Source organism: Rhodoblastus sp., assembly GCF_041915505.1.
In the GTDB taxonomy this organism is placed as follows: Bacteria; Pseudomonadota; Alphaproteobacteria; order Rhizobiales; family Beijerinckiaceae; genus Rhodoblastus.
The window spans coordinates 1-10307 of sequence record NZ_JAYSBG010000104.1; the positions used below are offsets into that span (position 1 = coordinate 1).

8 protein-coding genes and 1 pseudogene are annotated in these 10307 nt (G+C 63.0%); 5 read left to right on the forward strand and 4 right to left on the reverse strand.

The window, feature by feature from the left end; all coding sequences use genetic code 11:
• From ACE3S9_RS08625 to mazG, 4 genes are all read left to right on the forward strand, one after another.
• Positions 1 to 663: alpha/beta hydrolase (locus ACE3S9_RS08625; protein WP_374546037.1), on the forward strand; the 663-nt coding region annotated here is incomplete at its 5' end.
• A gap of 31 nt (positions 664 to 694) precedes the next feature.
• On the forward strand, positions 695 to 1180 hold the full coding sequence (locus ACE3S9_RS08630; RefSeq protein WP_374546038.1) for a DUF2721 domain-containing protein: 486 nt from the start codon (positions 695 to 697) through the stop codon (positions 1178 to 1180).
• Positions 1181 to 1670: 490 nt separating this feature from the next.
• A complete protein-coding gene (locus ACE3S9_RS08635; protein WP_374546039.1) occupies positions 1671 to 2348 on the forward strand; it encodes a cold-shock protein in 678 nt (225 codons plus the stop codon).
• A 71-nt stretch (positions 2349 to 2419) separates the two neighbouring features.
• Positions 2420 to 3250 carry a nucleoside triphosphate pyrophosphohydrolase gene (gene mazG / locus ACE3S9_RS08640; protein ID WP_374546040.1) on the forward strand — a complete coding sequence of 277 codons (831 nt, stop codon included), beginning with the start codon at positions 2420 to 2422 and terminating at the stop codon, positions 3248 to 3250.
• A 15-nt stretch (positions 3251 to 3265) separates the two neighbouring features.
• Here mazG and ACE3S9_RS08645 read toward each other — a convergent pair whose 3' ends face one another.
• From ACE3S9_RS08645 to ssb, 4 genes are all read right to left on the reverse strand, one after another.
• Positions 3266 to 3994: a class I SAM-dependent methyltransferase gene (locus tag ACE3S9_RS08645; protein ID WP_374546041.1), complete on the reverse strand. Its 729-nt coding sequence runs from the start codon at positions 3992 to 3994 to the stop codon at positions 3266 to 3268.
• A gap of 4 nt (positions 3995 to 3998) precedes the next feature.
• On the reverse strand, positions 3999 to 6725 hold the full coding sequence (gene gyrA / locus ACE3S9_RS08650; protein ID WP_374546042.1) for a DNA gyrase subunit A: 2727 nt from the start codon (positions 6723 to 6725) through the stop codon (positions 3999 to 4001).
• 200 nt (positions 6726 to 6925) lie between these two features.
• Positions 6926 to 8002, reverse strand: coding sequence for a helix-turn-helix transcriptional regulator (locus ACE3S9_RS08655; RefSeq protein ID WP_374546043.1), 1077 nt, complete (start codon positions 8000 to 8002; stop codon positions 6926 to 6928).
• A gap of 197 nt (positions 8003 to 8199) precedes the next feature.
• Positions 8200 to 8706 carry a single-stranded DNA-binding protein gene (gene ssb, locus ACE3S9_RS08660; protein WP_374546044.1) on the reverse strand — a complete coding sequence of 169 codons (507 nt, stop codon included), beginning with the start codon at positions 8704 to 8706 and terminating at the stop codon, positions 8200 to 8202.
• 219 nt (positions 8707 to 8925) lie between these two features.
• Between ssb and ACE3S9_RS08665 the strand changes: the two are divergent.
• Positions 8926 to 10307: pseudogene (locus ACE3S9_RS08665) on the forward strand (excinuclease ABC subunit A); the annotation flags it as partial.

Sequence of the window (10307 nt, forward strand, 5' to 3'; positions counted from 1 at the left end):
CATTTCTCCTGGGCTTCGCGCGGCGAACTCGTCGGCTATGTCTATGACCAGAACAGCGCCACGGTCGCGCGCGACGGTCTGGAGCATGTGCTGCGCCTGATCGCGCAGAGCAATGTCGACAAGATCAATATCGTCGCCCATTCCATGGGCAATTGGGTGACGGTCGAGGCTTTCCGCAATATCGCGATTTCGAAGGAATTTCCGCGCGGCAAGATGGGGGCGATCATCCTCGCCGCGCCGGATATCGACGTCGACGTGTTCCGCTCGCAGATGGCGCGGATCGGCAGGCCGAAAAAACCCTTCCTGATCGTGCTGTCGCGCGACGACCGCGCGCTGGCGCTGTCGCGCTTCATCGCCGGCGACGAGTCCCGCCTCGGCGATTACAAGAACGCCGCCGATTTGACCAAATATAATGCGATTGTCGTCGATCTGACCGATGTTCAGGGCCTCAGCCCGATCAATCACGACAAATTCGCCGAACTGGCCATGATCGCGCCGCAACTCAAGGAAGTGCTCGCGGAAGGCGTCGGCAACAGGCATTCCATTGAGGAAGACGCGACAGCGCCCGTTCAGAACGCGCCTGACGTCGTCAAGACGGTGCTATCTCTGCCGATCAGCGTGGTCGCGGCGCCGATCGTCATCATAGCGCGGCAGACGCAATGATGCGGCGCGCCGTCGCGGCCGGGAACCCATGATGGATCCGGCCGCGTCGCATCCGCTGCTCGATGCTTTCAGAAGCGTCGAAGCGACGCGCTTCGCGCCGATCGCCGCTCAGGCGCTGGCGCCGGCCTTTCTGCTATCGGCCTGCGCCGCCATATTGTCGTTCCTGATGAACCGGCTGTGGCGCATCCTCGACCAATATCATGCGCGCGAGGGTGCGCGGGAGACGCCGGAGGCCCGCGCGGCGGCGGCGCGCATGTTGGCTCGCGCGCGGCTGATCTATCGGGCCATCCACTCGACGACCGGAGCGGCCTTGGCCACTGCGGGCGTGGTGCTGGTTGTCTTCGTCAACAGCGTGATCGGCATGGAGCATGAGTGGGGATCGGCGCTGCTGTTCCTGCTGGCCATCGGATTGATCGCGCACGCCTTCGTTTGCCTGTTGCTCGAAGTGCGGATCGCCATGCTCGATTTTGGGGTTCTGCTGAATGCGCCGGAAGCAAACACCAAACCGCCGGAATGACAAAGCCTGGCCGGGATTGGGCGGCGCGCACGGACCATCACTTTGATATCAAAAGTCTATTGTAGTTCCATAATATTGATTATGCGAACTTAGGTTTGGGCCCCTCCATTCTACGCGATGCGGAGCACCCAGTCCTTCGGACTTCGCCGCGCGGACTCCTGAGCTCGCCGTCGCGGCTTCAACGGGCGCCGGGTCTTTTGTCGGGAACACGCAATTGTGATGACGGCGTGGCTCCCGCTCGGGCGGGCGTCCGGGCAAAGTGCGTGAAATTTCACCGGGCAAGCCTGCGCTTTGGCAAAAATAGCCATAGCCAAAAACGCGGGTTTCCTGCTAGATTAACAACGCGCGGGCTTTGGACTGAAGAAATCACACACCATCGGCTGGCGTTTCCGTGCGGTCAATTATGGCTGGAGCGGGAGCATGGCGGCGTACGGCATAACTCTGGGTCGGCGCCCCGATCGAAACTATGGCGGAGCACTAAAGAGCGGACATGAGCAAAGGTAAAGATTTTCGAGGACCCAGGAAGCGCGGTTTTGATGATGATGGTCCCTCTCCTTATGACGCCCCGCGCCAGTTTCGCCAACCCCGTCCAGCCTTCGATCGGCCGCCTATGGGCGGCGGGTTTGGCGATTTCGCTGCGCCTCCGCCGGGGAGCTTCAACGCCGCCAATGCTGTCGACGCCATTGTGAAGTGGTTCAAGGCGGACAAGGGTTTCGGCTTTGTCGAATTGTCCAATGGCACCGGAGACGCGTTCCTGCACATCGGCGCGCTTCAGTCCGCCGGCTTTGACTCGGTCCCTCCGGGCGCCAAGCTCAAGGTGATTGTCGCCAATGGCGTCAAGGGCCAGCAGGTCACCCGCGTGCTCGAAGTCGACACCGCCGGCGCCGCCGAGCGCGCGCCTCAGCGCAGCTTCGATTCCTCGCGGCCGCCGCCGCGCCGTCAGCCCGACGTCAGCAATGCGGTCGAGGTTCAGGGCGCGGTCAAATGGTTCGACGGCGCCAAGGGCTTTGGCTTCGTCCAGGCCAGCGATGGCGGCAAGGACGTGTTCGTCCATATCTCCATCCTCGGTCAGGCGGGCATTTCCCAATTGCCGGAAGGCCAGGCGGTCACCATGAAAGTGGTCGACACGCAGAAGGGCCGCGAAGCGGTCGCCATCGAGCTCAACTGAGCGTTTTGGCCTTTTGACGAAAATCCGGAGCAGGGCGAAGCGCCCTGCTCTTTTCTTTTTGGGGATCCTCAATGGAACCGTCGCGCGACATCGCCCGCCTGCTTGAGATCATGACCGCCCTGCGCACGCCCAGGACCGGCTGCGCCTGGGATCTGGCCCAGGATTTCAAGAGCATCGCGCCTTATGCGATCGAGGAAGCCTGCGAGGTCGTGGACGCGATCGAGCGTGAGGATTTCGTCGATCTGCGCGACGAATTGGGCGACCTCCTGCTGCAGGTGGTGTTCCATGCGCGCATGGCGCAGGAAAGTGACCTGTTCGATTTCGGCGGCGTCGTCGAGGCGATCACCCAGAAGATGATCCGTCGTCATCCGCATGTTTTCGGCGAACCGGAGCAGCGCACGCCGGAAGCCGTGGAAGGCGTCTGGGCGGAGATCAAGGCGCAGGAAAAAGCCGAAAAAGCGGCCGCCCGCCGCGCCGCCGGTCTGCCTGATCAGGCGCGGGAGGGTTTTCTGTCGGACGTTCCGACCGCCCTGCCCGCGCTCACCCGCGCGATCAAATTACAGGACAAGGCGTCGAAAGTCGGCTTCGACTGGAACGACGCCCGGTTGGTGCTGGCCAAGATCCGTGAGGAATGCGACGAGGTCGAGGAAGCGCTCGATCGCGGTGACAAGGCTCATGTCGCGAGCGAAGTCGGCGATCTGCTGTTTGCGGTGGCCAATCTGGCGCGTCACGTCAGGACTGACGCCGAAGCGGCCCTGCGCGGCTGCAACGCCAAATTCGAGCGGCGCTTCCTCTTCATCGAGCGCGCCCTGGAGCGGGACGGCAAGACGCTCGGCGACGCCTCGCTAGAGGAAATGGACGCTCTGTGGGACGAGGCCAAGGCGCTGGAATCGACGCCCTGATCAGAGCTTTTTGGATCAGAGCTTTTTGCGCAACACGGCCCGCCAATGCCGGCTGGGCGTGACGCCCGCCGGAATATCTTCCAGACTTTCGAGCACGAGGCCATTTTCCGCGAAAGCCTCGATGTCAGAACGCGCGAGCGGCCAAGGCGGCCCCTCTATCTCCTGCGCCTCATCGCGGGCGCGGGCGATCGCCAGCAAGCGTCCGCCCGGCTTGACCAGATCGGCCAGAGCCTTGCGCGCCGCCGGCAGGATCTCGGCCGGCAAGGCCTGCAAAGTATAGGTTTCGTGGACCAGATCGAAAGCGCCGAGCCATTCCGGCGGCGGCGCGAACAAATCGGCGGCGCGGAAAACGATGCTCTTGTCGCGAAAACGGTTCGCCGCCCATTCCACCGCGCGCGGCACGAAATCGAACGCCGTGACTTTGGCCCCCGCCTCCGCAAGGGCCGCCGCATTGTCACCCAGGCCGCAACCGACATCGAGCGCTGTCAGGCCATTAAGCGCAGGATTTCTCGCTAGCCAGTCCAGCAGGTAGGGATGAGCGGCCAGATTGCCCCAGGGAACTTTGACCGCATCCCCGTCCGACAGCGCATAGACCGCCTCGAACCAATCCTTGCGCTTGGGATCCTTGAGGGCGGCGCCCGGCTGTTTGGCGGGGTCGATCTCGTCGAGACGCCGGCGCGCCTCCGCGCGCCTTTCAGCCTGCGCGGGGTCGAGCGGATCGAAATGTTGCGGCTTTTCAGCCATGATCTTATTCCTCGCCGGCCTCGGCGTCGTCGCCCTCGCCGTTCTCGTCCTCGCTGATCCGCTCGACCGAGACGACCTGTTCGCCTTCGGCGGTATTGAAGACGATGACGCCCTGTGTGCTGCGCCCGGCCACCCGAATGCCGTCGACCGGGCAGCGGATCAACTGGCCGCCGTCGGTGACCAGCATGATCTGGTCCTTGTCCTCCACGGGCATGGAGGCGACCAGATCGCCGTTGCGGGCGTTGACCACCATGGCGACAATGCCTTTGCCGCCGCGCCCGGTCACGCGATATTCGTGGGACGAAGTGCGCTTGCCATAGCCATTGACCGAAACGGTCAGGATGATTTGCTCGTTGGCGGCGAGTTCCTCGAAACGCTCCGGCGACAGCGGCGCGGCGTTCTCGCCGCCCTCCTCCGTCTCGACGGCTTCGACCTCCGCCTCGTCCGCCTGCGCCCGGCGCATTTTGAGGAAGGCGGCGCGTTCGTCGCCGCTCGCCTCGACATGGGTCAGGATCGACAAAGCGATGACCTGATCGCCCTCCGCGAGATTGACGCCGCGCACGCCCATGGAATCGCGCCCCTTGAACACGCGCACCTCGGTCACGGGGAAGCGGATGCACTGGCCCTTGGCTGTGGTCAGCAACACGTCCTGCGCTTCCGTGCAGATCTGCACGTCGACGATGCCCTCGCCCGGATCGAGCTTCATGGCGATCTTGCCGGCGCGATTGACCTGGGTGAAATCGGATAATTTGTTGCGCCGAACCGTGCCGCGCGTGGTGGCGAACATCACGTCCAGGCCTTCCCAGAGTTGCTCGTCCTCTGGCAGGGCCATGATGGAAGTAATTCGTTCGCCCTGCTCCAGCGGCAGCATATTGACCAAAGCCTTGCCGCGCGCCTGCGGCGCCGCCAGCGGCAGGCGCCAGACTTTTTCCTTATAGACCTGGCCGCGCGACGAGAAGAACAGCACTGGCGCATGGGTCGAGGCGACGAACAGCCGCTGGACGAAATCCTCCTCGCGGGTCGACATGCCGGAACGGCCCTTGCCGCCGCGCCGTTGCGCCCGATAGGTCGAAAGCGGCACGCGCTTGATATAGCCGGCGTGCGAAACGGTGACGACCATATCCTCGCGCTGGATGAGATCCTCATCCATCATGTCGCCTTCGACATCGAGGATCTGCGTGCGGCGCGGCACGGCATGGGACGCCTTCACCGCCAGCATCTCGTCCTTGACTATGCCGAACAATCTTTCGCGCGAGCGCAGAATTTCCAGATATTCCGCGATTTCGGCCGCCAGCTTGTTCAGATTCTCGGCGATTTCGTCGCGGCCGAGAGCGGTGAGGCGCTGCAGGCGCAGATCGAGAATGGCGCGCGCCTGGGTCTCCGACAGGCGGCAATTGCCGTCTTCGTCGATGGAATGGCGCGGATCGGCGATCAGCGCGACCAGAGGCGCCATGTCATGGGCCGGCCAGACGCGGCTCATCAGCGCCTCGCGCGCTTCCGCCGCGTCGGCCGAGGTGCGGATCAGCCGGATCACTTCATCGATATTGGCTACCGCGATGGCGAGGCCGACCTGAATATGAGCCCCGTCTCGCGCCTTGTTGAGCTTGAATTTGGTGCGGCGGCTGACGACTTCCTCACGGAAATCGATGAAGGCCTTCAGGCAATCGGTCAGATTGAGGCTCTCGGGGCGCCCGCCATTCAAGGCGATGATATTGGCGCCGAAGGAACTTTGCAGCGCGGTGAAGCGGTAGAGCTGGTTCAGCACCACATCGGCCACCGCGTCGCGTTTGATCTCGATGACGATGCGCATGCCCTCGCGATCGGATTCGTCGCGCAGGTCTGAAATACCCTCGATCTTCTTGTCGCGCACCAGTTCGGCGATCTTCTCGATCAGCGTCGCCTTGTTCACCTGATAGGGAATTTCGGTGAAGACGATCGCCTCGCGGTCCTTGCGCAGCGTCTCGATGGTGGCGACGCCGCGAATGAGGATCGAACCGCGGCTGGTTTCATAGGCTTGCCTGATGCCGGCGCGGCCCATGATGGCGCCGCCGGTCGGGAAGTCCGGCCCCGGCACGATCTCCATCAGCTCGGCAAGCGTCATGTCGGGCTTGTCGATCAAGGCGACGCAGGCGTCGATGACCTCGCCCAGATTATGCGGCGGAATGTTCGTCGCCATGCCGACGGCGATGCCGCCCGCGCCATTGACCAGCAGATTGGGGAAACGCGCCGGCAGGACCGACGGCTCTCTTTCCTTGCCGTCATAATTGGGCTGGAAATCGACCGTGTCGGAATCGATGTCCTCGATCAGCGCCAGCGCCGGCCGCGCCAGGCGGGATTCGGTGTAGCGCATCGCCGCCGCGCGGTCGCCGTCGACCGAGCCGAAATTGCCCTGGCCGTCGATCAGCACCAGGCTCATCGAGAACGGCTGGGCCATGCGCACCAGCGCGTCATAAATCGCGGCGTCGCCATGCGGGTGATATTTGCCCATCACCTCGCCGACGATACGGGCCGATTTCACATAGGGACGATCTGGCAGAAAATTGTTTTCCTGCGCCGAATGCAAAATGCGACGATGCACCGGCTTTAGGCCGTCGCGGACGTCCGGCAGCGCGCGGCTCACGATCACGCTCATCGCATAAGCGAGATAGGAGCTTTTCATCTCTTCGGTGATGGAGACCGGACGGATGTCAGAACCAGGCGGCGTCGGATTGTTATCGTCTTGATCGGCCAAAATGCGCTCTTAGGCTAAGGAAAGAAGAGTTGGCCCTTTCTAGGCGATTCTTACCCCAAAAGCCAATTTGCGAGCCCCCGGCTTACCCTTCATTATTCATTTGATATCAATGTATTACACCGAAGCGCAGACAAGCGTGGCGGCGGCTGCAATTATTTCGTCGCACGGATCGTCGAACATGACGCCTTTTTCGCCCGGAATCAGCACTTCGAGGCTTTCAGCGCCAGCGCGATCAGGGCGCCTTGCCGGTTGACGCCGGTCTTGCCGAAAACGCGTTTGAGATGGCCGCGGGCGGTCTCGACCGAAACCCCAGCCCCCATCGCGACCGATTCAAGGGTTTCGCCGGCGGCGAGCGCGGCCGTCAAGCGCGCCTCCGCCGCGGAAAGACCGAAAATACGCGTCAGCAGGTCCGGATCGGCGCCGCGCCGCGCGCCGAGATCGGACGCCATGAGCGCGATTTGCGGTTCGCCGCCGCAATTCGACAGGGAGGCCGGCGCGCGCAGCGGGCGCAGGACGATCGGCAGGAGATCGGGCCGACGGACCACGATCGGCTCGCCGTTCCCGAGCGACGGCGAGGCCAGAACATGGTCCAAAGCGCGTGCGGCGTCGCGGTCCATCAGATGAAGACGCCCGTTGCGGATCAACAGGGCGGGAGAAAAAAGCTGCTCCATCGTGGCGTTGAATCGCAGAACCCGCCCGTCAACCGCGAGAAGCGCGGCGGGAGTCCGGAGCGCCTCCAGCAGGTCGAAAATGCCGGCGAGCCACGCTTCCCGGACACGGTCCGCGACGCGCGCCACGGTAGAGAGGCGGCGGCCCAATTCGGCCAGCCGCAATGTGTCGCGGCGGGAAAACGGATCCTGCGCCGGGCCGCGCTGGATCGACAGGACGAATGTGTCGCCTGTCGCCTGTACGCGCAAACCCGCGAACCAACGCAAATCGAACCGTCCGAGAAAATCGCGATAATAGGGATGGTCTTCGATCTCCGCGCGCGTCGCGATGTCCAGATCCGTCACCACGCCCCGGCGCATCAGGGTTTCGACGCCGCGAAAGCGCAGATCGCAGGCGTTCCAGCCCTGGGTCAGATAAAATTCTGACGCTTCGATCATCGATTCCGTCATGGACGGACAAAGTTCGTGGCTTTTCAGGGAGAACAGAATGGCGCCGCGGCTTGCCGTCGCGCTCGCCGCCTGCTCCATCGCGGCGCCCCACTCGCCCTGGCCGAGCGACGCGGCGAGAAAGGCGTCTTCAATGGCGATGAAGTCGTCCGTGCCGATCATACGCCGTCCCTGCCCCGACTGGCGGGATCTCGTCGGATTCGTCGGCGATCCGCCGAAACCGCGATCATGCGGGCGTCGGCCGTCAGGCGCGGTTTGTTGCGCGATAAAGCCGGAAGCGCCACCCTCCAACGAGTCTAGGCGCATTCCTCGTCGACGCAAGCCTCTGCTTCCTCAGGGATTTTACGTATTCGGACGGTTCAGAACGGAATGTCGTCGTCGATCGAATCCGAAGCCCGACCGCCCGAGGGGCCGCCGCCGAAGCCGCCCGAAGCCGGAACGCGCTCCATCGGCGACTGGCGGCCGAAACCGCCGCGCGACGCCCCGCCGAAGTCGGAGTCTTCGCCGCCCCGGCCCCGGCTGTCGAGCAGGGTCAGTTCGCCGCGGAAGCGTTGCAGCACGACTTCGGTGGTCTTGCGTTGGTTGCCGTCCTTGTCGGTATATTCGCGGGTTTGCAATTGGCCTTCGAGATAGATTTTCGCGCCCTTCTTGCAATATTGCTCGGCGATTTTCCCGAGATTCTCGTTGAAAATCACCACATTATGCCATTCGGTGCGATCCTTGCGCTCGCCGGTGGCCTTGTCGCGCCAGGATTCCGTCGTCGCCAGCGAGAAAGTCACCACGGGATCGCCGGAGCCCATGCGGCGCACCTCCGGATCGCGGCCGAGATTGCCGATCAAGATCACCTTGTTGACGCTGCCCGACATCGTGCTTCACTCCCATTCTGGCGCATACGCATCCTATACGCGGAAAAGCCGGCCCGCGCCCGCCGAATGCTTCTTTGTCCACAAAAGCTCTTATGTTCTATTTATGTTCTAGCGCGACGGCGCGAATCGTGCAAGCGTCGCCCGTGAAAAAAAGCGCAAGGGTCGTTAAATAGGGACCGATCCGCCCGCCTCCCGGCGGCGCGCCAGTGGAAAGTCGTGATGGATTCGAGTTCGCCCAAACTGAATTCGCCCAAGCAGAGTTCGCCGAAACCGAAAAAGACCGGCAAGGCGCCCTCCCCGGCCCGTTCGTCGTCCTCGCCGCCCGACAATGGCGCGCAGGCCGCGAAAGATCGCGCCTTGGAGACCGCTTTGCGCATCGGCGAAGGCCGGGTCATCGCCCTGCGCGGGGCGCGCGAGCACAATCTGAAAAATGTCGACCTGACCATTCCGCGCGACAAGCTGGTCGTGTTCACCGGCCTGTCCGGCTCGGGAAAATCCTCGCTCGCCTTCGACACCATCTATGCCGAGGGCCAGCGGCGCTATGTCGAAAGTCTGTCGGCCTATGCCCGGCAATTTCTGGAAATGATGCAGAAGCCGGATGTCGACCATATCGAGGGCCTGTCGCCGGCCATTTCCATCGAACAGAAGACCACCTCGAAAAATCCGCGTTCGACTGTCGGCACGGTGACGGAAATCCACGATTACATGCGTCTGCTCTGGGCGCGCGTGGGCATTCCCTATTCGCCGGCGACCGGCTTGCCGATCGAGAGTCAGACCGTGAGCCAGATGGTCGATCGCGTGCTGGCCTTGCCGGAACGCACGCGGCTTTATCTGCTGGCGCCGGTCGCGCGCGGGCGCAAGGGCGAATATCGCAAGGAAATCGCCGATTACATGAAGCGCGGCTTCCAGCGCCTCAAGATCGACGGCCAGTTTTATGACATCGCCGACGCCCCGGCGCTCGACAAGAAGTTCAAGCACGACATCGATGTGGTGGTCGACCGGATCGTCGTGCGCGCCGATATTTCGGCGCGTCTCGCGGAAAGCTTCGAAACCGCGCTCGAACTCGCCGACGGCATCGCAGTGGTCGAATTCGCCGAAAGCGCCGAGAGCAAGCAGGCGGAACGCATTGTCTTTTCGTCGAAATTTTCCTGTCCCGTGTCCGGCTTTTCGATTCCCGAAATCGAGCCGCGGTTGTTCTCCTTCAACAATCCCTTCGGCGCCTGCCCGAAATGCGGCGGCATCGGCTCGGAGCAAAAGGTCGATCCCGACCTGATCGTGCCCAATCCCGCCCTCACCCTGCGCAAGGGCGCCATCGCGCCTTGGGCCAAATCGCCGTCGCCCTATTACGGCCAGACGCTGGAAGCGCTCGGCAAGGCCTTCAAATTCCGCATGGAGGATCGCTGGGAGAACCTTCCCGAAAAGGCCAAGGACGTCATCTTTTACGGTTCCGGCGACAAGGATGTGGTGTTTTCCTATGCCGACGGCGTCCGCTCCTATGAGGTGAAAAAGCCGTTCGAGGGCGTGATCCGCAATCTGGAGCGGCGCTATCTCGAAACGGAGAGCGATTGGGCGCGCGAGGAAATTTCGCGCTTCATGTCGGC

Coding starts and splice junctions, on each gene's coding strand:
- ACE3S9_RS08630 (WP_374546038.1), top strand. CDS start 695: ATGGATCCGGCCGCGTCGCATCCGCTGCTCGATGCTTTCAGAAGCGTC.
- ACE3S9_RS08635 (WP_374546039.1), top strand. CDS start 1,671: ATGAGCAAAGGTAAAGATTTTCGAGGACCCAGGAAGCGCGGTTTTGAT.
- mazG (WP_374546040.1), top strand. CDS start 2,420: ATGGAACCGTCGCGCGACATCGCCCGCCTGCTTGAGATCATGACCGCC.
- ACE3S9_RS08645 (WP_374546041.1), bottom strand. CDS start 3,994: ATGGCTGAAAAGCCGCAACATTTCGATCCGCTCGACCCCGCGCAGGCT.
- ACE3S9_RS08655 (WP_374546043.1), bottom strand. CDS start 8,002: ATGATCGGCACGGACGACTTCATCGCCATTGAAGACGCCTTTCTCGCC.
- ssb (WP_374546044.1), bottom strand. CDS start 8,706: ATGTCGGGCAGCGTCAACAAGGTGATCTTGATCGGCAATCTCGGCCGC.